This window comes from Armatimonadota bacterium (genome assembly GCA_017303935.1).
In the GTDB taxonomy this organism is placed as follows: Bacteria; Armatimonadota; Fimbriimonadia; order Fimbriimonadales; family Fimbriimonadaceae; genus JAFLBD01.
Map to the genome: position 1 here is coordinate 88,402 of JAFLBD010000001.1, position 25,465 is coordinate 113,866.

A 25,465-nucleotide genomic window follows, 5' to 3' on the forward strand; every position below is an offset into this window, starting at 1 on the left:
GCTTCCACAGCCTGCCAGCAGACTCCAAATTGAGTCGCTCCTTGCGCATGACCTCAGGAACGCATCCCGCAGGGATTCCATACCTTGATGCGAAGAATGAAAAGAGTTCGGAATGGCCTTTGTACGCGAATCCCATTAATTGCGAGACCCGTGCATTCTCCTCCAATCCAATAATTTCAAGATCACTAGGAATCAGTTGGCACTCAAACTTCGGCAAGTAGGCTCGTTCTGAGATTCGCCGTTTAACCATTTGGTCAATGAACTTTGAACTCAAAGTATGCTCCTCCAGTCCTTTGAAGTCCCAGTTGCGACCAGTTCAAACGTGGATCCATCCCAGATACCAAACACAGGAAGTGGCTGATTCCCAGTAATCGCCAGCATGCGATGACCAGCGGCGTCGTCAGAAATCGGCACCGCACCGGTCGAATCCATTAGCCCGAGCCTTTCATCTCCGCGTGCCAGACTGGCCGATTCCAGAAGGATCGGAATTTCTGTTAGCCATGGGATTTGGGCGAGCTTTTCGGTGAATTCGCTGATCATCTGCTCGATGGTGATGCCGGATTTGAGCTGAAAAACGGAAGGGGATTCGGGAGTTAGCGCTACTCTTGACTTGCGGATTCCCGGGTAGAAACTTCCGGTCCCATGGAATGCGGTCCCGGTTCGAAAGGGTGTTTCGACCTTTGTTTTCGGCGGAAAATAGGCGAGATTCAGCCCAATAGTGCCGCTATCCTGGTTGAAAACATAGGTCTTGATGACCTTCAGACGATCTTCTTCAGCTAGCTGCTGACCCAAAACGGACCATGATCCGGATTCTTGCAAATCAGGCGGAAGGTCCGCGGTCTTGAACGGTACTCCGACAGCCGCGTCCAATTCAAAACGCGTGCCTTCTGAAAGCTGGTCTCGCTTCTGCATCGCCTTGCTCAATAGCCGCATCGGCACGAGAGAATCTTCGATTGGCAAGTTGCTCAAGAGTGACTCGGCAAGTCGGCGAGCATGCCGAGCAATCCCTGGCAATTGGTAGTCCACCAGCGTTCTGGCGAAGTCTGTGATCGCGCCGATGTCGGGCCGTTCGCCCTGCTCCAGAACGTCGCCCAAATCATCCAGCCACTGAGCAGTTAGCTCGGCACCTTGGACCATTCTCTTGAGTCGCTTTTCTGAAGGCATCAGCCGTTTTTGACCAGATAGATGGTTCCGGTCGTATCTCCATCACCGACGGATTTCATTTTCAATGAAATCGACTTCAACACTCCTGACTGCGGCACTTTGATCCGGTTGTTACGATCAAAATTCCCGGTACGTCCGTCATGCTCGGACTCGATCGTCGTTCCATCCACGTAGAAAAACGACGGGGAAGAGAATTCGACACTCCACGCGCCACCCATGTATTGAGCGAGAATCTCATCTCCAACGCTAACCATTTGGTTAACCGCAAAGTTCAGTAATCTTTCGTCTCCAGAAAGGTCTCCCACCGCCCAGTTTCCAATGTTCAAAAAGTAATCGGGTACTTCCGGGCTCAACGGCCGGAACCGGTAGCCCTTTTCGCTCAAGCAGCGCAAAACCGGTTCAACTCGGGACAGGAATTCTTCAAACGAATCTGGGTCAGGCTTTCCCCACAGAACTTCAGAAAGTGCGAGGAGTCTTGGGAGGGCCATGTACTCCACCTGGTCTGTGGTGCGCATATATTCGCTCCAAAAATTGGCCTGACCGCCGAGGACATGGCGCGCTGCAGACTCGTCTAATGAACTCGGCACGGGTTCAAACGCGTACACTTTGCTCAGCGGCAAGTTTCCTCCAATGGCGGTCGGCTCGCCCGATTTGAACGCGGTTTGATAGTGGTCAAAGTAGCAATGCTGCACCGGGCACATCACGACGTCGTGTCCAGCAGTCGCTGCTGCAATCCCGCCCTCCATTCCTCGCCAGCTCATGACGGTGGCTCCGGGCGCGAGTCCACCTTCTAGGATTTCGTCCCAACCGACCAGCCTTCGTCCTCGGTTCGCCAGCCAACGGTCGAAGTGCTTGATGAACCAAGACTGCAGCTCGTCCTCGTTCGCCAGCCCTTCTTGTTGCATGCGTTGTTGTGCCGCTTCGCTGGCTTTCCATTGCGTCTTCGGGACCTCGTCCCCCCCGATATGGATAAATTCTGAAGGAAAGATATCCAGCACCTCTTCTAGCACATCTTCCAAAAATCGCAAGGTCGCGTCCTCGACGTTGTAGATATCGTCGTGAACGCCATATCGGATGCTCGTTTCTATTGGTCGGTTGTGGTTTGCGAGTTCTGGATAGGCCGCCAAGGCACTCGTCGCGTGACCGGGAAGTTCGATTTCGGGCATCACAACGATGCCTCGCTCTGCAGCGTAATCCACTAAGCTTCTGAGTTCGGCTTGGGTGTAATACCCGCCGTGGGGAGTATCGTCGTGGTCATCGCTTCCCGGGGCCCAAGGTGTTGCTCGTCGGACGCCGCCGATCTCTGTGAGCTTGGGATACTTCTTGATTTCGATTCGCCACCCCTGATCGTCGCACAGGTGTAGGTGGAGCCGGTTTAGCTTCAGCATCGACATCAAATCCACGAATTTGAGAATCCAAGGTAGCGGCAAGAAGTGGCGACTAGGATCGAGCATCGCACCGCGCCATCCGAATCTAGGGCCATCTTCGATGCAAAGACACTCAATTTCAGCGCTGTGCTCAAACAACTGCACCAGAGTCCTCGCCGCGTTTTGAAGACCAGACTTCGAGCCCGTTGAGATCGTAATCAGATTCGGCTCGACTACCAGTTTGTAGTTCGAATCCTCTAATTCAGTATCGTGCAGTATCTGGACAGCGTGGTCCCCATCGAGCGTGAGCCTTGAATCCCGGTCTGCGACCCACGCCAGCAAGCTCTCAGGTTTGATCCCTGGATCGGTGGGCCATACAAATTTGCCCTCGTGCATCTCGAGAGTCTTCGGAAAGGGAATCAGAGGGAGTCTCATGAGGAATTCCTGAGGAAGTCGATTCGCGGCTTTCGGCTGGATGGGCTGTCTAAGCTGAAGCTTCGAAATTCGCCAAGCTGTTCGCGAATGTACTGTTGCGTGAGCTCCAATTCTTCCCGGAAAGAATCGTCTTCCTTGCGCCAAAGTTGGTACGCGATCTCGCCCTTTTCGGGGTCGAATTCCCACAGTCCGATGATTTCGCCGCGATCAATAATCGCTTGTGTGTCTAAGTCTGACAGCCCAGATACCGACCCGAGTTTCTTGTCTCCCGGTGACGGGCGATCGTGGTTCGACGGATCGATCAACGAGACTACATTTCGTCGCAGATGGACGAGATTGTCTAGATTGGATATGAAACGGTACACGGGATCCGAAGGGGCGTCCCAAAGGTCGAAAGCTTCTTTGTCGTCCAGCGGCAACATCAAATCCGAACCGGGCTCAATAGGCACAAGTTTCAATTCAGACATGACTCGCTTAGCGGACTTCGCGCTAAATCCAGATAGCCATCGAAACTCAGACTCTGACGCTGGACCGATCCAGCGGAAGTACTTTTTGGCGAATTCAAGCTCTATTTCCTCGTCAGTGAGGTTCATATTCGGGATCGCGGGACCGTCCCAAATGGCGTAGTCGTAACGCTCCGCATCGAGCCTGCCCCCGACAGGAATTCGGCGAATGCGCCCGCTTGTTTGCAGGAATCCCAGAGCAAGGGGAAGAGTTGTGGTTTGCCCTCGCTTCTTGCCTTCGTCCCCGAGGTGCCGCACGGCATCTCCGAGTTTAGATTTCAAAGTCGCCGGATTCGATGGGCCATCTTGGAGGACGGATTCGACCTTTTTCATTAACTCATTGATTTCGGATTGCGTCACACCCAAAAAGTTGACCGCAGTGCGCATCGCCGATGCATCGGACTTGCCTTGTCCAAGCCTCAATGCGAGTCCAAAATCGGAATGAGGAATGAAATAGGTGCAGCCCCGGACAGATGGAAGTTCTTGGACCTTTTGAGTTTCAACGGACGCGTCTGCCTGTTCTCGCGAGATTCCACCGCGGGAAAACAGCACGTGATAAATATTCGATCCGCCGACCCCGCGCGCCCAACCCAAGCTCGACAAAATCTCATGGGGCTGTGCCTGTGAGCGGGAAAGGAGTCCTTGCCGGTGGGCCCACCAAGCGCGAAGTTTGAACTCAGACATGCTCCTCATTTTATTCAACTTATGCCGAACGGAAAATTTGGCACGAGAATTGCGAACTGAAGATCAAAAAGTTTGGTTACTGGATTTATGAAAAGGAGTCAAAATGGGTCAATGAATACGCGTAAAGCGATTTGGTTTGGATTACTGGCAGTGGCAACCGCTTCGATGGTGGGTTGCGGCCCCAAGAGCCGGGACACGATGGACGGTCCAAAAACGTTCAACACCAGCGTGAAATCCGGTCGAGGTGACACTATTGCCATGATCGTGATTGACGAAAATTCGCCAAAGACCAAAGTGATGATCGATTACGCCAAGTTGGCCGCCGATGACCTCGGCTGTAAGCTCGAAGTCATCAGCGCTCCAGAGAAGAGATTTGAAGAATTTTCCTCGAAGATCACCGCGGCAGGTGCGACAGGCGCCCGTTTGCTCGTTCTGGAAGCTGGAATCTCTAACGCCGGTTCCGAAATCCGAAACTTCGCCGAAGAGAGCAATCTTAAGCTTGTGACCATCAACGCACGGCTCCTCGGTGAATCGGGCAAGTTTGTGGACGTTCCGTTCTTTGGATACGATCTCACCACGATTGGCAACACGGCGATGAGTGCCGCTTTCGAAGAGGCTGAAAAGCGCAAATGGGATTTGAAAACCGTTGGCGTGCTGATGCTCAAGAATGACGGTGGCACCGAATCTCAGGGATATGTCGCCGGTATGAAAACCTTGACCGCAGGTTATGATGTTGCCGACCGAACTCGCGAATACGTTGCCGATTCCAGTGATTCTGGCGCAAGCGCGTTCAACAGCTACAAAGCCGCATTCCCTTCAATTTCAAAGTTCATCGTCGTGGGGAATACCCCGAGCGGAGTTTCTGGCGCGATGCAAGCCGCAGGAAGTTCTGAGAACTCGATTGGCGTTGGCATTGGATTTGGCGCAATCTCGGCGCTGAAGGAATCCTCGAACGGCTATTTTGCCGCCGTCGTCGTGAACCCAAAGGAATACGTGTACGATGCCGTGATCAATGGCTATAAGGCCATGCGCGCTGGCGAGAAACTGGATACATTGCCAGTTTGGACTTCTGGCACCGTGATCACCAAAGAGAACGTCGACAAAGTTTCAAAAGACAATTTCTTTGACAAAATCCCAGGTCTAGTCAACTAAACGAGATCGAAAATGAAAAAGCGGTTGGGTGCAATTCGCACCCAACCGCTTTGTTTTGCAACCTACTTTTAGAAGAGCTGTGGTTGTGGCGGCGTCCAAATGTCTGCAAGGAAAATCGCGTCGTCGGTTTGATGAAACGAGATTTTGATTCCGCTCGGGATGTTATCACCCAATATCTCGCAAACCTGAACCTTGTCTTGGTCCGCGTTCTGATTCCCGATCAGGCCCAGCACCGTTTGGTTCATCGCGCGCTTGAATCCGAAATAGAGGATCTCAAGCTCTTCCTGCTTTTGAAGTGCGGTCTCGCTCATGTATATCGTTGGCCAAGCCTGCCGATACACCTGGCGTCGAAAATCCATTTTCTTTGCCGTTTCGTTCATAGCAATCGTGAGTTTAGCTCAAATCGGAAAGTCAATTACTCTGCGCACTGTTTTCGCAAGAGGGGCAAGAACGATTTTAGGTTGTCGCCAGGGCAGTCAGTCTGCTTGCTGTGATCTCCATGTCCGGCGATCGTATCTGGTGAGACGTGGTACCTCCAGCAGCACCAGCGGGTCAATACAACCAACGAACCGAGCTGTTCTTGAGTCGGTTTTTCGGTGTTGAATTCTCCTTCCACCACGATGAGCAAATGCCCCTTCGGGTTGTATTCGGTATTGGTGTCGCCCTGAAAATTCGGGTCTCGACCTTCGCCAATTCGTCCGTCAATCGCGATGTAATAGTGATATGGAACATCGGGCCAGGCGGGTTTGGTTTTGCCGTTCGCCAGTTTGTCTTCGCGTTGACTGAACGCCTGAAGTCCCGCTAGCTTGTCTTCCAGGCTCCGATTCCGATTACTCTTCACACCGGTGTGGTGGATGGTGATCGTGTGGACGACATGCGGGATCGCGCCCGGCAACATCGGCTTTGCTCTCCATTCAGCACGCGTCACGATGGGAGGCTTTGGTGGAATGTCCTGAACCAAACACAGCATCAAAAGAGAAGTCAACATGGCTTACCTAGTGTACGCAAAAAAAGAGGCCCGACGGTTAGTTCGAGCCTCAAAGAGTTGGCGTTTATGGGATAAGGCGCAAGCGCCTGATCTTGCTTTTGCATGCCCAGCTTTTTTCTGCAGTAAAAAAGGATGAAACTGCAGTGCTGGATCTTGCTATTCGACAGCAAGAATAATTCTTGCGAGAATAACGTTATTGCATTATACAAGACATTCCATGTGAATAGGAATTCTTGATACAAAAAAGCCGGGAATTTTGATTATGAGATTCGTGTCGAGCTTCGCTCGACGAATTCCATATCAAACACTTCCAGGGTCGAAGTGATGTTCGGATTGTTGATCCTCGCCGCTAGGAGTTCCCATCCTCTTTCGATCATTGGAACGATCTGCACGCCAATCGAGCTCATGGGAATTCGGGAATCTTCCGCATCGGGTGAATTGCTGAACCCGAGAACTTGGCAATCTTGAGGAACAGACAATCCTGCGGCCGTCAATGCGCGAATGGCGCCGATGCCGATTGAATCCAGGAAGCAAAACACCATTTCAGGGGGAGGATTTGACTCAAGATACTTCTCCATTGCCGAAAAACCATCGTTCGAACTTTCTCCAGGGCAGGCAATTAGTTCGGGTTCCAGGCCATTTGACTCCATTGCGAGGCGGTATCCGGTGCGCCTTTGCTCGATTGGGAATCTCTCGATCATCCAATCCGGTGTTAGGTGCACAATTTGCTTTAACCCGGATTGAATAAACCGATTGATGGTCGATTCAACGCTTCCTTTGACGTCCCACGAGACTGTATCGGCAAACTCAAATGATTCGGAGCCGAACACAACGAGCGGAGTGGTGGCGTTTCCCGGTTTTTCGCGATAGAGTTTCATCGCGCGCCCAGCATCCAGCGACATCAGGCCATCGACAGGCCATTGATGCGGCAGTCGATGCTGTTCGCCGTAAGCTTGAGCCGATTCCAGGCCCACAATCATCAGGTCATAGCCGCTTTGTCGTGTGACCCGGCTGATCTCGCGAAGAGAACGGAGAAAGAAGTAATTCGGACGGTCGACTGGCATCCAAACCGAGACCATGTTTGTCTTGCCGGTCTTCATCGCACGGGCAATTCGGTTCGGTTCGTAGCCTAGAGTGTTCGCGGCATCCTTAACTCTCTCACGTGTTGCAGCAGGAAGGCGAACGGTAAGGTTTTCCGCCATCACATGCGAAGCAGTTTGGACCGAAACTCCCGCTTTGGCAGCGACGTCCGCCAAAGTGATGCGCTTGGAACTTTTTTGACTTGGCTCCGGCATGGGAATTCGTGCAGGTTACCCTGTATAGAACCTACACGACACCATTTTTCGGACCATCAGCCTGCAAACAGTGTCACAAAATCTCGAAAAGTATGTTCAAAATTTCCATGAAATTTGCTGCAAATTCCCAAAGATGACCACCAAATCCAGGCAAGTTCGCAAAGACTCGAAAATCGTCGCCAGCCTCCAGTGACTTCAATCTACACAATCTCGTATAATCAAAAAGCGGCTGCGATGCTGGTGCTGCCAGGTGGGTTGTCCGCGAGAAAAACATGAATACCGAAACAACAACCTCGGAAATCGTCGAGGAAAAGTCAGAGCACGATCTGTTGCTCGAAGCGTGGGCCGATCGCGAATACAAAGAAGGCTTCGTAACCGACCTCGAAACCGACCAATTTGAACCTGGCTTGAGCGAAGACGTCGTCATTGCGCTCAGTAAAAAGAAAGGTGAGCCAGAATGGATGACCGAGTGGAGGCTAAAGGCATATCGCCACTTCCTCACCATGAAAGAGCCGACATGGCCGAACGTGCAGTACCCACCAGTTGATCTGCAAGAGATCGCATACTACAGCGCGCCAAAGAATCTGCCGAGATTGGACTCACTCGCCGACGCCGATCCCGAACTTCTCCGCACATTCGAGAAGCTTGGAATCCCAATCCACGAGCAAGAAATCCTTCTCAACGTACAAGGAAAGGGCGAGCGCGACGTTCCTTCGACAAGCCCGACAGCATCCAACAAAGTTGCCGTAGACGCCGTTTTCGACTCCGTATCGGTCGCGACAACCTTCAAAGATGAGCTCAAAAAGCACGGAATCATCTTCTGCAGCATCAGCGAAGCGATCAAAGACCACCCAGAACTCGTCCGCGAGTATCTCGGAAGCGTCGTGCCGTACAGCGATAACTACTATGCGACCCTAAACAGCGCGGTTTTCAGCGATGGATCGTTCGTTTTCATCCCAAAAGGTGTGCGTTGCCCGATGGAACTTAGCACCTATTTCCGAATCAACGCCAGCAAAACCGGACAATTCGAACGAACCTTGATCATTGCCGAAGAAGGCGCCTTCGTCAGTTACCTTGAGGGCTGCACTGCGCCGATGCGCGACGAAAATCAGCTGCATGCGGCCGTCGTCGAGCTCGTTGCGCACAAAGACGCCACGATCAAATACAGCACCGTCCAAAACTGGTATCCCGGCGACAAGGAAGGCAAGGGAGGAATCTACAACTTTGTCACCAAGCGCGGAATCTGCCGAGGAAACAACGCAAAAATCACTTGGACACAGGTCGAAACCGGCTCGTCAATCACTTGGAAATACCCAAGCATCATCCTCAAGGGCGACTATAGCGTGGGCGAATTCTACAGTGTTGCGCTAACCGCTAACAAACAACAAGCCGATACCGGAACAAAGATGATCCATATCGGAAAACATACAAAGTCCACGATTGTTAGCAAGGGAATTTCGGCAGGAAATGGACAAAACACCTATCGAGGTCTCGTTAAGGTCAATGCAGGCGCAGAAGGGGCCCGAAATTATTCGCAATGCGACAGCATGTTGATGGGTGACCAGTGCGGAGCGCACACTTTCCCTTACATCGAAGTGAAAAATCCGACCGCAACCGTCGAACACGAAGCATCGACTTCAAAAATCGGCGAAGATCAGATCTTTTACTGCAATCAACGCGGGATTCCAACCGAAGATGCCGTCAATATGATCGTCAGCGGCTTCTGTAAGGAAGTGTTCCGCGAGCTTCCAATGGAATTTGCTGTCGAAGCACAAAAACTCCTCGGTGTCAGCCTCGAAGGATCAGTAGGTTAATCACAAAAAATGGGGAGCGTTTCCGCTCCCCAAACCATATTGCATTACTTCCATTGGCTAACTGATTTAAGCTGCGAGTGAGAATTCGCCAGTTCCGCCGTCCGCCCACAACGAAAATGGGAGCGATGGAGCCGAACTCAGGTTCCCGCGCTTCGCTGTGACGCGAAGCCAGATCTCTTGTCCAACAACTGGAGTAAAGTCAACCTTTGCCTTTGTGGTCACGTCCAAAGTCGTGTATTCAGCTGTGGCCGATGGTGCCGATTCGACGATAAAGATCGTGCCAAAAATGTTTCCACTTCGGTTCCACTTAAGCGTTACGACACCTTCGGTATTGATGGTCACCGTTAAGCCCTTAGGTGTGGTCGGAGCAGTAGAACTTCCGTTGTTGTTATGGTTAGGAACCAACAAAGCATCCAAAACTGAGTTTGGAATAGCGGCATTGGCGCGCCAAGTCTTCGCATAGCTGTTAATCACAGAGCGAGCTGCAGCCTTTTTCTCATTTTTATCTGCGGTAACGTTCGAAAGTTCTGCCTTTTTCGAAGCGACTACGGTCACTGCGCCTTGAAAGTCCTCGCAAAGGGAACTTAGGGCGGCCAGATTTGCAGTTGTCAAACCGAGAACGGTCTTATAAGTGTTTGCATTCGCCAAAAACACGGTCATGTCTTGCGCCAAGACCACATCTTTGGTTTCTTCAGTGATATAACTCATCTGTTTTCAATCTCCTTCCCAAGTTCTTTGGGACTTATCGGTATCTTTGGCGGAGGTTTCCAAAATCTGTAGGCAGTAAACGGAAAAAAGTCCGAAGTTCTTTCGAATAAGTTCAAAGAAACCCAACTTTCTGCTGAAGAAAATCAGATTTCTTGCGAGCATTTTCGAAAAATGCCACAAAAAAATTTGGAAAAGTTAACAGGAATTCAAGATTCCTGGGCAGAGATCGCAATTTTGTCCGCAGGAACCGCGGAGAACTTGGCAGTAATCCGGAAAAACTGGGCAGGAATCGCAAAGAACTGGGCAGAAATCGAGAAAATCAGGACGATAAAAGTCCGCTCATGGGCGAATCTGACAATGAGCCGGAAACGATTTCAGGAAAATGGCGGCATTCGGCATAGCCTTGGGCCAGCAGCCGCGATTGAAACTCGCGCAAGCCGTCCAACATCTGCCCAGAAAGCTCATAAACGATGACCCGGTGGTAATAATCTTCGAGCATTTCGCGCGTCCAGCCCGATTTCTCCTGCGCAAAGTCTAATAATTTCTCGAAATGCGGCAGAAAAACGCCCGCAGCCTCTTCAAACCAGCGCCGAAGGATGAATCTTTCGCTAAAAATGGCCGGAGGTTGCTTCCCAGCGGTGCTTAATGCGGCGGCGGTCTGCAAAAACAGCACCAAATCGGGCGTTAATCGCTCATTTCCGATCCAACCCGCCCAAACAAACGGCTTGCCGGTGAGTTTTCGCCACTCTTCGCCGAGATCGAGGTCAAAAAGTCCGGTGCCGTCGGCGAGCATTCCGATATCGCCGATCAAAACGCACGCATCGCACCGCTCGAGCATCAATTTTTGGTCTGGCGGAAGCGTGATCGAGTCGAATTTTGCGCCGTAACCCTGCGACAAAACGATTTCGGCGAGCCGATTGCTGGTCATGCTGCTCTGATCCCAGGCCAGCGACCGAATTTCGGCGGGAGGAACCTTGCTGAGCACGCGAACGCTCTTGACCGGGCCGTGCGAACCGATGCAAACACCCTCGGCAATGCGGCGTCCGGGCGTCATCAGGGCATCGACACTGCTGACCATGATCGCATCTGCCGCGCCGCTTTCGAGCAACGCCGGCAACCGCGAAGGAACTTCGTAAATCAGCTGGACTGGCGACTGATCGCCCAAGGATTCGAACCAAGCGACCAGCGGAAGCGCGTTAACATAGGGAACACATCCCACCCGAACCATTAGTAATAGAGTTTACTGCCCGAGCGCGCGCCATGAACACCGAATCTCAACTTTTAACCAAACGGTTAATGCTCCGTCGTTACGATCTGGAGGCGGATTGTGCCGCCGCATTTGAGCTTTATTCGCGGTGGGAAGTGGTTCAGTTCCTGGGGGCGAACCCGGCGGTGATGGAATCTTTGGATCAGATGCGAGCTCGCATCGAATCGAACCTGAAAATGGAGCATTCGCGGGCAGATGGCACTGGTCGGTGGGTGATTGTGCCGCGGGATGGCGATGGGCAGATGGTGGGCGTGGTGCTCTTTGCGGAATTGCCGGACGGGGCGGGGAATTTGACTGGGGATTATGAGATTGGCTGGCATTTGCACCCGAATTTTTGGGGCATGGGGCTGGCTACGGAGGCGGCAATTGCGGTTCGTGATTTTGCTTTTGGGGTGATGCCGGGGCTTTTGGAATTGCGGGCGATCGCTTATCCGCAGAATGTGAAATCTTTGCGCGTGATGGAGCGAATCGGCATGGAATTGGAGGGCAAAACCGACCGATATTATGGAATCGAGACGGTTTGCTACCGGATTAGCCGGGATTCGTGGGAAGATTTGCGCGGCTAATGGCTAATTTTTGGTGGTTTGCGCGGGATTTTAGGCGGGCTTTTTGGCGACAATCACCACGCTTGAGCCCCAAGGCCAGCCATGCCGGACCAATCCTCGGCCTTCGAGGTCCATCAGCCGGATGAGCGCGCGGTTAAACCATTTTCCGACCACTGGCATCCGGACTTTTGCTTCGCCTCGGCTGAATCTCTCGAGCATTCGCCGCAAAACCACGATCGGAAACAGCCAAAACACGCTGTAACTCACCAATTCGACCTCAAAACCGGCTTGTATGAAGAGGGAATTGAATTCTGTTTTGGTGTACCTGCGCTTGTGGTGGAGGGCGATGTCGTGCGGTCCCCACAACCAACGGAATGCGGGCACATTCGCAATGACTACTCCGCCGGGATTGAGCACTCTTAGAATCTGATTGACGGTGAGTGCGTCATCGTCGATGTGTTCTATGGTGTCGAGCGTGACAACAACGTCAAATTTGTTGTCTTCGAACGGCATATCCGCGCCATCTGCGAGCACGACGTTGCGCAACCCTCGGGATTCGCACAGCTTTTTGGACTGTTCGCTGACATCGAGGCCGGTAGCGTCGTATCGATTGGCGAGTTCGGCGAGCATTGCCCCCGCTCCGCAACCTAGATCGAGCGCGGTCTTGGCTTCTGGGGCGAATTTCTGGATCAGTCCGAGGGCCAATCGCCGACGTGCCACAAACCACCAATAATGGTCTTCTAATTCGAAGAGTCGGGAGTATTCAGCGGGATTCAAAACGGATTAGGGTTCTTTGCTGTTCGACGCGATTTGCCTTGCAGCCTCAATCGGATCAAATCGATGAGCATTTGCGATCCATCTTGGAGCAATCTCACCTTCGATCCCTCTTGATGTCGCCATCGGATCGGCACTTCGTCGATTTTGTAGCCAAGATCACGCGCAATCATCAGACATTCGAAGTCGAACCCAAACCGATTGAGCTTGCACCGCGAAAAAATATCCATGCACGCCGCACTCGTGAACATTTTGAATCCACATTGCGTGTCTGCGATGCCTCGAATCCCGAAGAGCTGGACTGCCGCGTTGAATGTGCGCCCAGCGATCTCGCGATACATCGGCTGACGGACTTCGAGATTGCTCTCTTTGAGCGGTCTTGACCCAATCGCCACGTCTGCGCCTTGAAGCATTCGCGGGAGGAGCTTCTCAGTTTCTTCTTGTGGGGTGGCTAAATCAGCATCGCAGAAAAGAACGTAGTTTCCTTGCGCCTTGAGCATTCCAACTCGGACCGCGCACCCTTTTCCTTTGTTGGGTTGGTATTCGAATACGCTAAATTCCGGATGAGTTTGAGCAAAATCCTCGACGATTGCCTTGGTCTTGTCTTGACTTCCATCGCTAACCACGAGCACGTCGTAGGTGTACGACTGATTGCCGTAATATTCGGCTAGACACGCCAAAGTTCTCTCGAGTCGAGCCTCCTCGTTGTAAGCAGGTACGACCACGCTCAGGTGGAATTGATCCAAGGTCTTCCGATGATACCGCTCTAGCGATTGTCGCCGGGCAATAAGAACGGCGACCGGTCATAGACCACAAACATGTTCGAAAGTTTGCGCGCGGGGCGAATCTTGATCTCGCCGCGGACCATCAAACAGGTGGAAGAACCGCCATCCATCGAGACTGCATTCGTGCATCCGCTGGCGTGCATCGCCTTTCCAAGCTCGGAGAGAGTCACTTTTTGCGAAGTGCTGTAAAAAACCAATCTTCCGTCGGCAGTTGTGCCGACGCCGCACCGAGTTGCTCGGCCCCAGATCGCAGGATCGCGGAATTTCTGCCCCTTTGGGTCTGGCGCAACGACACCATTTCGAATCAACCGAACCGCTCCGCGAAGTGCGAAACGATAGTTGGACAAATCAATCGGCTGCATGAACGGCGTATCGACGATTTCTACTTCGCCATACCAATCGACGCCAATAATTGAGCCACGCCAGCCTTGTGCTTCTTGAATTCCGTCGACAACGACGTCACCGACGGGATACGCGCTCCAGGTATTGAAGAATGTTCCGGTGATTGCGACGAGCGGTTGCTCTTCGCGGGTGAGATCTACGGGTGATTCGAGCTTTCCGCTATAGACAACGCCAGGTTGGACGCGCTCCGACCGAAGATCGACGGAGACCTCGTGATACCAAGCAGCACCAGATTTGAGTTTCTGGTACTCCACGACTTGGGCTTGACGGGCAAATGCCGCCACTCCCAGCGACACTGCTGCCGCCACGAATATTGTTCTAGTCCACATTTCAATTGCCCGTAGTTAAGTAATTAAGGCTAAAACAGGGATTCAAACAACCCCTAGAATCACGTGGTTTTATCCGATCTGCTCGCAAAAATTCCAGGGGGCTTACGCATCTTTCGCTTTTTTCGTTGCGTCTCTAGTTGAAATTCCGCCAAGGCTGGTCTACAATAACCAAATTGCGCTGATGTCAAGCTCTGACTTAAGTTCTAGCCCCGACAGCAGGCCCCCTGCTGAGACGATGACCCAAGAGGTGATCCAACAAACAGCGCAATCCGAAGTTCAAGTTGAACAAAATGTAAAGATTCCCGATTCGGCTCCGAACAAGACGTTGCGCCGAATGGCTCTGGCGAACTTGATCGCGACTCTTTTGGTGATTCTTTGGGGCGCAGTCGTTCGAGCCACCGGTTCCGGCGCGGGTTGTGGCGATCACTGGCCACGCTGTAACGGCGAAATCATTCCGAGTTTCAAGCAAGTCAGCACGATGATCGAATTCACTCATCGCGCGATGACTGGAATCTGGCTTGCGATGATTGTCGGCACAGTCGTTCTGGTCTACAGGTCTACTCCTAAGAAGAGTCTCTTGAGAAAGTCGGCGACGGTGATGTCTGCTTTCGCGGTTATCGAATGTCTGATTGGCGCCGCGCTCGTTCTCTTCAAACTAGTCGGCCACGATACGTCAAGCAATCGGGCCGCTGTGATGGCAATCCATCATTTGAACACGGCAATCTTGCTCGGTGTAGTCACCTTGATGTGCTACTGGGCATACGGCGGGGCAAAGATTCGGCTTCAGAACCAAGGTGCCGCTGCTGGCGGGTTAGCGATCGGAATGGTCGCCCTTCTGGCTACTATTGTTAGCGGAGCGATTACTGCACTCGGCGATACGCTATTCAAAGCTCAAAGTTCTGCGCATGCGTTGGAGCGAGCGCTGACTCCAACCGCACACTTCCTCGAAAAGCTTCGCGTTGCCCATCCGATTATCAGCATCTCCGCATCGCTTTTCATTCTTCTGTTTGTCGGGCAACTGCTCGTGACACGCAAATCGGCCCATCTCACCAAATTTGGGCGATGGACGATGGCGCTGATCGGAATTCAGGTGATTCACGGCGCGCTAAACGTCGCGATGAAGGCGCCGGTGTACATGCAAATCATCCACTTGGCCATCGCCGACGTGTTGCTGATTGCTTACGTTTTGACTTCGGCTGTTGCGCTCAGTGCTAATTCCGCGGAAACGGTTTCGGAAGCGCAAGAAGAGCCCGTCGAACGCCTCAAAGGGCGAGATGCCGTTCGTGCTTACATCGCGTTGACCAAGCCAAGGGTGATCAGTCTCTTGCTGTTCACGACTCTGCTGGCGATGTTCATCGCCGCTAAAGGTTGGCCCGGAGGCGGATTGCTGTTCTGGGTTGCGATTGGTGGATATTTTGCGGCTGGTGCGGCAAATGCGATCAACATGGTGATCGACAGCGATATTGACGTTCGCATGAAGCGAACGAGCACTCGTCCGACCGTCACACGGCAAATTCCCGCTTCTCATGCGATGATTTTCGCGCTCACTCTGGCGACGCTCAGCTGCGTGATGCTGACGCTCGCCGCGAACGCGCTGACAGCCGTTCTTGCTATGGCAGGACTGCTGTTCTACGTCTTCATCTACACCTTGTTGCTCAAGCGCCGAACATGGCAGAACATCGTCATCGGCGGAGCTGCAGGCAGTTTCCCTCCACTCGTGGGTTGGGCGGCGGTTACTGGTGAACTAAGCCCGTTGGCTTGGTTCCTGTTTGCGCTCATCTTCTTCTGGACCCCGGTCCACTTCTGGGCACTTGCGCTGTTGATCAAGGACGATTACGCCGAGGCCGGCATCCCGATGCTCCCGGTCGTCCACGGCGAGCGTGCCACGGTTGTGCAGATCACGGTCTACGCCATCCTGACCGCGTTGCTGTGCTTTGTGCCTGTGATGCTAGGAACGGCTGGACTCGTGTATGTCGCAACGGCGCTTCTGCTCAACGCAATATTGGTACTTCGAAGCTGGCAACTGATGAATCAGCCAGATCGTCCCAAGGCTGTACGGCTGTTCAAGTACTCGATGGTCTATCTCGCGCTTTTCTTCGTCATGATGGCGATCGACCAGGCAAATAGAGGAATTTTGTTGGGATAGTTCGAGAAACTGCCCTGACCCCTTAGAAACGACACTGTGATTTTTAGTAGGATAAACACTTATGGCTCAGCTCTTTAAACCAAGCACGAACTCGCTCGCAAAGTACAGCCTCTTAGGCTTCGGTGCTTTGCCGGTTCTAGCCATTCTCATCGGGATGACCGTGAGTCGCGGGACGTCGAATACCCGTGTTAACAACGCTTTGGAGCAACCAGTTCCATTTAGCCACCGTCACCACGCCACCGAGCTTGGAATTGACTGCCGCTACTGCCATACCAGCGTTGAAAAGGCGGCGTCTGCCGGAATGCCGAGCACCGAAACGTGCATGAGCTGCCATGAACATATTTGGACGAACAGCCCGCTCCTTGAGCCAGTGCGGGATAGCTTCGCCAACAACAAGCCGATCAATTGGGTGAAGCTGAACAAGGTCCCTGAATTCGTGTTCTTTAACCACTCGGTCCACGTGAACAAGGGAGTTAGCTGCAATCAGTGCCACGGCAAGATTCAGGACATGCAGATGGCGTACAAGTCGCGCAGCCTGTTTATGGCCTGGTGTCTCGAGTGCCACAAGGCGCCCGAGAAGTACCTCTACACGGATGCCAAGAACCCGAACCTCTCGCCGCGAGAGCAAGTTTTTAACCTCTACACCAAGTACCAAGCTGACCCGACAATGCAAAGTCTTGCGCCAAACGAGGCCGACCTGTTGCGTGGGGAAGAGCAGCGTGCCAACTCCATCGAAGAGGGCACCAAATTGTTGAAGGAGCGAGGAGTTCAGAAGGCGCAAATGGCCGACTGCTCGGTGTGCCACCACTAAGGATTGAAGGAACAGCTTGATGAACGAACAACACGAACCTAAAGTTGGCATTGCCGCTATTCGCGAAAAGCTCGCGGGCAAGAAGGGGCCTGAGTATTGGCGCAGTCTTGAGCAAGTTGCTGAAACCGAAGAATTTAACCAGTGGCTAGAAGATGAGTTTCCAAACCGGTCCAGCTTGATGTCGCTGGATCGTCGAAGCTTGCTCAAGTTCATGGGTGCTTCGATGGCGTTGGCTGGCTTGACGGGCTGCCGCTCGGCATTCTTGCCGAATGCGCGGATGGTGCCGTACGTGAATCGGCCAGAAGAAATGGTCGAAACGGATCGGCTGAGTTTCGCAACGACTTACACACTTTCAGGTATCTCCAGCGGCGTTGTCGTCGAGAGCCACGCTGGGCGACCGACAAAGATCGAAGGGAACCCGTTGCACCATGCCAGTGGCGGTGCTTCGAGCGTCCTGATCCAGGGATCTCTGCTGAATCTTTACGATCCTGATCGAAGCCAGGCTCCTCGCAAGGAAGGTCTGCAAGCAGGTTGGGGCGAGTTCTTTACCGAAGCGCGAGAAATGCTGGCCCCAGGTGGCAAGTGCGCTGGTGGTAAAGGTGTCCTCGTTCTCACCGAATCGGTAGGTTCGCCGTTCTATCAAGCGGCTATCGATAAGTTTTTGGCCAAGTATCCCCAGGCAAATTGGGTGAGCTGGGAGCCGATCAACCGCGACTTAGTTTACAAGGGTACGGAGATTGCGTTCGGCAAGCGGCTGGAGCCTGTTTATTCGGTTTCCGGGGCAAAGATCGTCATCACGGTTGATGCAGACATTCTTGGATCCGGCACGGATTCGATGCGGTTTGCGAAGGAATGGGCTTCCACTCGAAATGTAGATGCCGATCAGAACAACATGTCGCGAACCTACGCGCTGGAATGCACGCCAACGGTTACCGGAGCGGTTGCAGACCACCGAATGGCGGTCGGCACCACTGAAATCGAGAAGTTTGTTCGCGCTATCGCGGGAGTTGTCGGGGTTCCGGTTCCACCTGCAGAGCCGTCTGGAGAGCTTGCCGCTGTTTGGATGCAAGCTATCTCGCTCGACATTCAAGAAAATCCTGGCAAGTGCGTGATCATCCCAGGCGAGTTTGTTTCTGCGGAAGTCCAGGCCATGTGCCACGCGATCAACTCGAAGATCGGCGCGGTTGGAAAATTCGTCAAGCTGTACTCGCCCGCGATTGCGAAGGCCGGTGATCAAGGACAAGGTCTTTCAAGCGCGGTCGGTGCGCTAAACAGTGGCGCAGTTGAAATGCTCCTTATTTTGGGTGGCAATCCTGCCTACTCCGCGCCAGCCGATCTCAAGTTCGGCGACGCGCTCAAGAAGGCTGGCTTCACTGCTCACCTTTCAAGCCATTTTGATGAAACTTCGGGCATCACCACTTGGCACCTGCCTCAATCGCACTCACTCGAAGCGTGGGGTGACGGCAAGAGTACCGATGGATCGCTAGCGCTCCAGCAGCCTCTGATCGATCCTCTTTTCGATTCGCGATCCGAATCGTCGATGCTCCGCGCGCTCGCCGGTGACGCAAAAGATGATTACGACGCGCTCGTCGCTTTCTATAAGGGCAAGGGTCTCAGCGGAGCAGCATTCCGAGAAGCTCTGAATACCGGCGTTATTCCGAATTCAGCACAGACTCCAGTCGTGATGAGTGCGAATATCTCTGGCAAGATCGCCGAGATAAGCCCATCTAACGGAATCGAGCTCGTTCTTCGTCCAGACTACGCGCTGTACGATGGTCGAAACGCGAACAACGGCTGGATGATGGAATTGCCTCGTCCGCTCACGACACTCACCTGGGACAACGTTGTGATGATCAGCCCGAAAATGGCTGAGAGCCTGGGAGTCAAGCAGAGCGGCGACGAGGTCGAAGTTTCAACCAAGTCCGGAAAGGTAAAGGGCGCGGCATGGATCATGCCTGGTCAGGCCGAAAAGACGGTCACCATCCACTTTGGATATGGTCGCAGCATTCCCGCAGCGCTCATCTGCGATGGCGCTGGATTCAGTGCCTACCCGCTTTCTAGCTCCAAGTCGCCTTACTATGCTGACGGTGTGACTCTTGCTCGAACCGGTGGTTCGATTGCGTTGGCTGCAACCCAGACTCACTTCGCTCTTGAGGGCAGAGACATCATTCGGGAATCTTTCTTGAACGATTATCTCAATGGCCACGAAGAGCATGTCGCGCACCACAAGGACATTTCGATGTATCCCGATAACGACGAGATCGCGCCATGGAGCGGTCCGAAGTGGGGAATGACCATCGACTTGAACGTGTGTACTTCGTGCCACGCCTGCGTCACAGCTTGCCAATCGGAAAACAACATCCCGGTTGTCGGTAAGGACCAGGTCATCAAAGGCCGCGAGATGCACTGGATCCGAATTGATCGGTACTACGGTCCGAAGGAAGCTTCCTACCTGGCTGGAAAAGGTCCAGATCTCGACAATCCTTCAACGCACTTTATGCCCGTCGCCTGCTTCCATTGCGAGAAGGCTCCTTGCGAACCAGTTTGCCCAGTAGCTGCAACGGTCCATAGCCATGAAGGACTTAACCAAATGGTTTACAACCGGTGCGTCGGTACACGATACTGCTCGAACAACTGCCCCTACAAGGTCCGAAGGTTCAACTTCCTCAACTACAACGATCGAAAATTCTCGGACTTCAATCCGCTGGATGGCGATCGAAGTAGCCGCGATCTCCGCGTGAAGCTGATGGTTCACAACCCGGACGTCACCGTCCGCGGTCGTGGCGTGATGGAAAAGTGCACCTACTGTGTCCAGCGCATCAACGAAGCTCGGCAACACGCGAAAGTCGAATTCTCGAAGGGCATGCGCGAGAAGCCAGAGGCGAACGACGGCGAAATCGTCACCGCGTGCCAGCAGGCTTGTCCGACCGGCGCAATCGTGTTCGGCAACATCGCCGATCCAAGCAGTGTGGTGAGCCGAAAGAAGGCACTCAAGCGCAACTACTCGCTGCTTGAGGAACTCAACACGCGCAACCGGACGACATACCTCAAGAAGATTCGAAATCCGCATAGGCTCCTCGACGATGTCGGTGGTATGAACCGACCAAGCCTCGGGGTGATGAACTAATGGCACACTTGATCAACGAAAAACAGCAAGAAGTCAACGAGCTCTTGCCGGGTCAGCAAAGCTACGCAAAGATTGATGACCAGATCGGCTCGATGATTCTGGACCAGAAGCGTCACCCGAAAATTTGGTACATCATGCTCGGCTTTGGGTTCCTGGGGGCAAATTTGCTCCTGGTCTCAATCGCTTGGCTGGTCTACATGGGGATCGGTGTCTGGGGTAACAACCAGCCGGTCGGATGGGGCTTTGACATCATTAACTTTGTGTGGTGGATCGGTATCGGCCACGCAGGAACCCTGATTTCGGCTGTTTTGCTTCTCCTTCGCCAACAGTGGCGAAACTCGATTAACCGATTCGCAGAAGCGATGACGATCTTCGCCGTGATGTGTGCCGGTCTCTATCCGCTGCTGCACACCGGTCGACCGTGGGTTGCCTACTGGCTGTTCCCGTATCCGAACGTTCTCGCAATGTGGCCGCAATTCCGCAGCCCGCTGATCTGGGACGTTTTCGCGGTTTCAACCTACGCAACGGTCTCGATTCTGTTCTGGTTCATCGGCTTGATTCCCGACTTTGCCACGATGCGCGACAAAACCAAGAAGGCCAGCGTGGCCAAGATTTGGGGAATGCTTGCACTCGGTTGGCGAGGATCGGCAAAGCACTGGCACCGGTACGAACAGGCTTATCTGATTCTGGCCGGACTTTCGACTCCGCTGGTTCTTTCGGTGCACTCGATCGTGTCCCTCGACTTTGCGGTCTCGATCGTGCCTGGTTGGAACGTCACTCTGTTCCCGCCTTACTTTGTTGCTGGTGCGGTATTCGCCGGTTTCGCGATGGTGCTTACCTTCGCTATCCCGATGCGCAAGTGGTACGGCCTCGAAGACCTCATCACAGAAAAGCACCTTGACTGGATGGCCAAAATCATGTTGACCACCGGTTTGATCGTGTTTTATGGCTACCTCTGCGAAGTCTTCTTCGCCTGGTACAGCGGCGTGATTTGGGAAATGGCGATCATTCAAAACCGATTCACTGGACCCTATGCCTGGGCCTTCTGGTCGCTTTGGTTCTGCAACGGACTTGCGCCGCAGATTCTCTGGTCTCCAAAGATGCGCGCAAACAAGCTAGTGCTGTTTACGGTTTGTCAGTTGGTATCGATCGGTATGTGGTTGGAACGATTCGTCATCATCCCCGTTTCACTGCACCGCGACTACCTTCCATCCAGTTGGGGAATGTACTACCCAACGATTTGGGACTTCGCGTTCTTTGCTGGCACAATCGGATTCTTTATCTTCCTCATGTTCCTGTTCATGCGGTTCCTCCCGGTCATCAATATCTTCGAAATGAAGGACTTGGTGTTCAAGAAGTCGCACGATCATAGCCATGACCACGACCACCTTCTCAGTGCTTCTGGCGCTAAAGGAGACGAATAAATCGATGTCGAAAACACTCGAACACAGCGAAGTTGGACACCACGATCACGATGAACCCGTGTTTTACGGAGTGGTCGCGGAATACGATTCGGGCGATAAGCTGATGGAAGCGGCTGAAAAGGCGCGAGAAGGCGGCTATACCCAGATGGATGCGTTTTCGCCATTCCCAATCCACGGGATGTCAGAAGCGATCGGATTCAAATGCCACAAAGTCCCGCTGTCGATTTTCGGAGCGGCATGCGTGGGCGCAGTCGTTGGACTTGCGCTTCAGTACTACGTGTCGGTGATCGATTATCCGTTGAACGTCGGCGGCAAGCCACTGTTCAGCTGGCCATCGTTCATCCCGGTCACGTACGAATGCACCATTCTGTTGGCATCGCTGACTGCCGTGTTCGGAATGCTCGCATTCAACGGTTTTCCAAAGCCTTATCACCCCGTGTTTAACACCCCGAACTTCGATCGCGCGACGCAAGACAAGTTCTTTTTGGTGCTGGAAGATGGTGAAGGTTTTGACGCTGCAAAGGCGGAGTCATTCCTGAAGGGAACTGGCGCCGATAATGTCACCTCTGTCTTCGCTGACGAAGCAGGAGCGTGGTCTGTATGAACTGGATTAAAACAAGCCTACTTGGATGCCTCTTACTCGCCTTGGCGGGGTGCCACACAGACATGTGGTACCAGGCAAAGGTCACTTCAAACGATGAAGATGAATCAGGCATCTTTAAGGATGGCGCCGCCAACCGACCGCTGCCGAAAGGTGCAGTGGCACAAGGCTGGGCCAAAACAGATGACGGTTTTTCGACCGGCTACCAAAATGGCAAGCTAGTCACCCAGTTTCCGACGATGCTGACCCTCGATGGAGAAAAGGTGAACACCATCCAGTCGATGGAAAAGGTCTTGAAGCGTGGGAAGGAGCGATTTACGATCGTTTGTTCGCATTGTCACGGCGCAGCTGGAGACGGCAAAGGCATGATCACTCAGCGAGGACTGGTGCTCAAGCGAGTCCCACCGACTTACCACACCGACCGACTGCGCAAAATGCCGATTGGATATTTCTACGATGTCATCACCAACGGCTACGGAATCATGCACAGTCAAGCGTCACGAGTTTTGCCGGACGACCGATGGGCAATCACCGCATACATTCGCGCATTGCAACTCAGTCAAGATGCAAAACCTAGCGATCTCGACGCAAACGATATGAAGGCACTGGAAGAAGCAAAGGCACCAAAGGTTGAGGGCGCCGCGGAGGGATCTCACTAAGATGAGCGAATCAACTACGGCACAGCCTGGACTCAATTTTGGGCGGATCGGTAGCCTCGGTCTAATCGTCGGGCTGGTCGGATTGCTGGCCTGCCTTGCAGTCATGTTTGGCGGAGACAAGTCGATGGCATCCAACATGATGCACAGCTGGATGTTCGGATGGGCATTCTGGTTGGCACTGACGTTGGGCTGCCTCGGATTCACTCTGCTTCACCACGTTGTCCGCGGTTCTTGGGGACAAGCAGTCATTCGGCTATTTGAAGCTGGTGGTGGCGTCTTCGCTCTTGGAACAATCGCCGTTCTGTTTGCACCGATCTACCTGCACCTCGATACGTTCTACGGAATGTGGGTGACTCCAGAACCGGGCGACAAGATCGTCGCTGCGAAGGCAGTTTATATGACTCCAGTCGCGTTCCTTGGCCGGTTTGTAGTGTTCTTCGCGATCTGGATGGCGATGGCCGCCGTTTTGCGACGCTCGACCCTGCGCCAAGATAAAACTGGCGATATCAAGCAACAGCATTTCCGCACCAACTTGTCCGCACCTGGATTGGTCCTCTACGTTATCTCGCTCACCCTAGCGACCACCGACTGGTTTATGTCGATGGACGCACACTGGATGAGCACGATGTTCGGACCGCTCTATATGATTGTGTGTGCAAACCTCGCGATCGGTTTCGCCGCCGCAGTAGTTTGCTTCAACAGCAACAAGGCACCGTACAACGCCATCATGAGCAAAGACTTGACCAAGGACTTTGGCAACGTCACGTTCATGTTTGTGATGCTCTGGGTGTACTTCATGCTCAGCCAGTTCATCATTATTTGGCACGGCAACTTGCCTGAATACACTTCGTACTACTACAAGCGACAGTACGAATCAGGATTCTTGCTCTTGCTGGGCGCATTCAACATCGTTTTTGGTTGGTTTGTGCCGTGGATGACGCTGCTCTCGCCAAAGATCAAGACCATTCCTCGGGCGGTCGGCCAAGTCGCGATCTTCATCTTCTCGATGCGAATCATCGACGTGTATTGGAACATCATGCCGTTCCTGCGTGGCGGCAATGTTCTCCCAATGTGGACCGATGCCGTCGCTTTCATCACGATCGGTGGCTTATGGCTGTTTGCGTTCGGTAAGACCGCTTCGCAAGCTTCAATTCTGCCAGAGCACGACACCAGACTTCAGGAGGCACTTGCTCATGTCGCATGACGAATATCAAGTAGATCACGAGAAACTAGATCAATCAGTGAAAGCTCGTTACGAGCTCCGCGATGCCAACTTCGGCTCGGTCGGTCGGTGGATCAATGGATTCTTCTGGTTCACCATGATCGTTGGCATTGTTGGCGCCTACCTGCTGATGATGTTCATCTTCAACGTGCTCGTGAAGACCGATCAAAAGTTTGCGACCATCCCTGTCACCGCGCCGAAGAACCTGCCCAAGGCTGCTCCGTTGCAAAACAACGTCACGGCAACAAAGGACATGACCGATTTGCGTAAGGCCGAACAGGAAATGACGCACACCTACGGTGATTCCAAAACGGTGAAGGGCTCGATCCAAATTCCTGTTGACCGGGCAATGGAAATCGTTGCCAAGAAAGGCATCAACGGAGGACAGACAACTCCATGAAGTTTCTAGCCGCGATTTTCCTTGGCACCCTGGTGCTGGCGAATTCTGCCTTGGCGCAACCTTCGTTGCCCAAGAAGCGCGGCTTTGATGAGACCTCGATCGGAATCGATCAAAAGCTAGGGGCGAACGTCCCGATGGAAACGAAGTGGGCGGATCAAAACGGGAAAAGTGGTGAACTTCGAGAGTTCATCAACCCTGAAAAGCCGACTCTGCTCGTGCCGGTGTTCTTCCGCTGTACCGGGTCTTGCCTCATCGTTTTGGACGGGGTGGTCCAAGGGATCAATGCCCTCAAGAACGATCCGGCTTGGAAGAGATTCAATATCGTCGCCTTTTCGATCAATCCGAAAGAAGGTCCAAACGACGCTAAGATCAGATGGACGGAGTTCGTTAAGGCGTATCGCTTTGGCGATAAGTCCGTCGAATCGAACTCTATCTCGTTCTTGACCGGTGATCAGGATTCGATCACAGCGCTGACCACAGCCATCGGATTCCGCTATACCTACGAACCCGAAATCGACCGAATCAACCACGCTGCCGGCGTGATGATGCTGAACAAGAACGGCACCATCAACGAGTATTTCTACGGAACCGAATACCCTGGTGTGATGCTCCTGAAAGCGCTTGATCGTGCAGACAGAAACGAGGTGGCGATGGCCGCTCAACCCGTGCTTTTCGGCTGCTTCATGTATGACCCCGTCACGGGCAAATACAAGCCGCTGGTTTACAACTTATTGTTAGCTGGAGGCATCCTCACCGTCATGGTGCTGGGTACCTCGATAGCCGTCATGTCAATCCACAGTCGCCGACATCCTCTGACCAGGGAAGAGGCACTGCGCTCCATGGATAAGGAGCAAAACTAACCT

The 25,465-nt window shown here is 53.1% G+C and carries 23 protein-coding genes; 12 read left to right on the forward strand and 11 right to left on the reverse strand.

What is annotated here, in order from left to right; all coding sequences use genetic code 11:
* Positions 1-270 precede the first annotated feature (270 nt).
* The 3 genes from J0L72_00440 to J0L72_00450 are packed head-to-tail and all read right to left on the reverse strand — an operon-like array spanning position 271 to position 4,153.
* Positions 271-1,164: a hypothetical protein gene (locus tag J0L72_00440; GenBank protein ID MBN8689235.1), complete on the reverse strand. Its 894-nt coding sequence runs from the start codon at positions 1,162-1,164 to the stop codon at positions 271-273.
* Positions 1,164-2,966, reverse strand: coding sequence for a beta-N-acetylhexosaminidase (locus tag J0L72_00445; GenBank protein MBN8689236.1), 1,803 nt, complete (start codon positions 2,964-2,966; stop codon positions 1,164-1,166). Before J0L72_00445 ends, J0L72_00440 begins: the two co-directional genes overlap by 1 nt.
* Complete coding sequence (locus J0L72_00450) at positions 2,963-4,153, reverse strand: winged helix DNA-binding domain-containing protein (protein ID MBN8689237.1); 1,191 nt, start codon at positions 4,151-4,153, stop codon at positions 2,963-2,965. The genes J0L72_00445 and J0L72_00450 overlap by 4 nt, the downstream gene beginning before the upstream one ends.
* Positions 4,154-4,264: 111 nt before the next feature.
* Between J0L72_00450 and J0L72_00455 the strand changes: the two genes are divergently transcribed.
* The gene (locus J0L72_00455) at positions 4,265-5,305 is read left to right on the forward strand and encodes a hypothetical protein (protein MBN8689238.1); all 1,041 of its coding nucleotides are present in this window, start codon (positions 4,265-4,267) and stop codon (positions 5,303-5,305) included.
* 68 nt (positions 5,306-5,373) lie between these two features.
* Here J0L72_00455 and J0L72_00460 read toward each other — a convergent pair whose 3' ends face one another.
* The 3 genes from J0L72_00460 to J0L72_00470 form a co-directional block, all read right to left on the reverse strand.
* The gene (locus J0L72_00460; GenBank protein MBN8689239.1) at positions 5,374-5,685 is read right to left on the reverse strand and encodes a hypothetical protein; all 312 of its coding nucleotides are present in this window, start codon (positions 5,683-5,685) and stop codon (positions 5,374-5,376) included.
* Positions 5,686-5,720: 35 nt separating this feature from the next.
* Positions 5,721-6,293, reverse strand: coding sequence for an N-acetylmuramoyl-L-alanine amidase (locus tag J0L72_00465; GenBank protein ID MBN8689240.1), 573 nt, complete (start codon positions 6,291-6,293; stop codon positions 5,721-5,723).
* A gap of 260 nt (positions 6,294-6,553) precedes the next feature.
* Complete coding sequence (locus tag J0L72_00470) at positions 6,554-7,588, reverse strand: LacI family DNA-binding transcriptional regulator (protein ID MBN8689241.1); 1,035 nt, start codon at positions 7,586-7,588, stop codon at positions 6,554-6,556.
* A 272-nt stretch (positions 7,589-7,860) separates the two neighbouring features.
* On the opposite strand from J0L72_00470, the gene sufB reads away from it, so the two are divergent.
* Positions 7,861-9,402: a Fe-S cluster assembly protein SufB gene (gene sufB, locus J0L72_00475; GenBank protein MBN8689242.1), complete on the forward strand. Its 1,542-nt coding sequence runs from the start codon at positions 7,861-7,863 to the stop codon at positions 9,400-9,402.
* A gap of 66 nt (positions 9,403-9,468) precedes the next feature.
* Here sufB and J0L72_00480 read toward each other — a convergent pair whose 3' ends face one another.
* Together J0L72_00480 and J0L72_00485 are read right to left on the reverse strand one after the other, a co-directional pair.
* Positions 9,469-10,110 (reverse strand): hypothetical protein, encoded by a 642-nt coding sequence (locus J0L72_00480; protein ID MBN8689243.1) that lies wholly within the window; start codon positions 10,108-10,110, stop codon positions 9,469-9,471.
* Positions 10,111-10,429: 319 nt separating this feature from the next.
* Positions 10,430-11,338 (reverse strand): menaquinone biosynthesis protein, encoded by a 909-nt coding sequence (locus J0L72_00485; protein ID MBN8689244.1) that lies wholly within the window; start codon positions 11,336-11,338, stop codon positions 10,430-10,432.
* Positions 11,339-11,370: 32 nt separating this feature from the next.
* Between J0L72_00485 and J0L72_00490 the strand changes: the two genes are divergently transcribed.
* The gene (locus J0L72_00490) at positions 11,371-11,943 is read left to right on the forward strand and encodes a GNAT family N-acetyltransferase (protein MBN8689245.1); all 573 of its coding nucleotides are present in this window, start codon (positions 11,371-11,373) and stop codon (positions 11,941-11,943) included.
* A gap of 30 nt (positions 11,944-11,973) precedes the next feature.
* Here J0L72_00490 and J0L72_00495 read toward each other — a convergent pair whose 3' ends face one another.
* Genes J0L72_00495 through J0L72_00505 form a run of 3 tightly spaced genes read right to left on the reverse strand, consistent with a single transcriptional unit; the run spans position 11,974 to position 14,212 of the window.
* Positions 11,974-12,699: a class I SAM-dependent methyltransferase gene (locus J0L72_00495; protein ID MBN8689246.1), complete on the reverse strand. Its 726-nt coding sequence runs from the start codon at positions 12,697-12,699 to the stop codon at positions 11,974-11,976.
* Entirely contained in the window at positions 12,696-13,484 is a 789-nt protein-coding gene (locus J0L72_00500) for a glycosyltransferase family 2 protein (GenBank protein MBN8689247.1), read from the reverse strand. Before J0L72_00500 ends, J0L72_00495 begins: the two co-directional genes overlap by 4 nt.
* Entirely contained in the window at positions 13,463-14,212 is a 750-nt protein-coding gene (locus tag J0L72_00505; protein MBN8689248.1) for a phosphodiester glycosidase family protein, read from the reverse strand. Before J0L72_00505 ends, J0L72_00500 begins: the two co-directional genes overlap by 22 nt.
* A gap of 334 nt (positions 14,213-14,546) precedes the next feature.
* Here J0L72_00505 and J0L72_00510 point away from each other — a divergent pair, with 334 nt between their 5' ends.
* From J0L72_00510 to J0L72_00550, 9 genes are all read left to right on the forward strand, one after another.
* A complete protein-coding gene (locus tag J0L72_00510; protein MBN8689249.1) occupies positions 14,547-16,358 on the forward strand; it encodes a heme o synthase in 1,812 nt (603 codons plus the stop codon).
* A gap of 61 nt (positions 16,359-16,419) precedes the next feature.
* The gene (locus J0L72_00515; GenBank protein ID MBN8689250.1) at positions 16,420-17,169 is read left to right on the forward strand and encodes a cytochrome c3 family protein; all 750 of its coding nucleotides are present in this window, start codon (positions 16,420-16,422) and stop codon (positions 17,167-17,169) included.
* 19 nt (positions 17,170-17,188) lie between these two features.
* Complete coding sequence (locus tag J0L72_00520; GenBank protein MBN8689251.1) at positions 17,189-20,296, forward strand: TAT-variant-translocated molybdopterin oxidoreductase; 3,108 nt, start codon at positions 17,189-17,191, stop codon at positions 20,294-20,296.
* On the forward strand, positions 20,296-21,720 hold the full coding sequence (gene nrfD / locus J0L72_00525) for a polysulfide reductase NrfD (GenBank protein ID MBN8689252.1): 1,425 nt from the start codon (positions 20,296-20,298) through the stop codon (positions 21,718-21,720). The genes J0L72_00520 and nrfD overlap by 1 nt, the downstream gene beginning before the upstream one ends.
* A gap of 4 nt (positions 21,721-21,724) precedes the next feature.
* Complete coding sequence (locus J0L72_00530; GenBank protein MBN8689253.1) at positions 21,725-22,324, forward strand: DUF3341 domain-containing protein; 600 nt, start codon at positions 21,725-21,727, stop codon at positions 22,322-22,324.
* Positions 22,321-22,980, forward strand: a complete 660-nt coding sequence (locus J0L72_00535; GenBank protein MBN8689254.1) for a cytochrome c — start codon at positions 22,321-22,323, stop codon at positions 22,978-22,980. Before J0L72_00530 ends, J0L72_00535 begins: the two co-directional genes overlap by 4 nt.
* Before the next feature lies 1 nt (position 22,981).
* Positions 22,982-24,184 carry a hypothetical protein gene (locus J0L72_00540; protein MBN8689255.1) on the forward strand — a complete coding sequence of 401 codons (1,203 nt, stop codon included), beginning with the start codon at positions 22,982-22,984 and terminating at the stop codon, positions 24,182-24,184.
* Between the two features lie 37 nt (positions 24,185-24,221).
* On the forward strand, positions 24,222-24,602 hold the full coding sequence (locus tag J0L72_00545; protein ID MBN8689256.1) for a hypothetical protein: 381 nt from the start codon (positions 24,222-24,224) through the stop codon (positions 24,600-24,602).
* Complete coding sequence (locus J0L72_00550; protein MBN8689257.1) at positions 24,599-25,462, forward strand: SCO family protein; 864 nt, start codon at positions 24,599-24,601, stop codon at positions 25,460-25,462. Before J0L72_00545 ends, J0L72_00550 begins: the two co-directional genes overlap by 4 nt.
* Positions 25,463-25,465 lie beyond the last annotated feature (3 nt).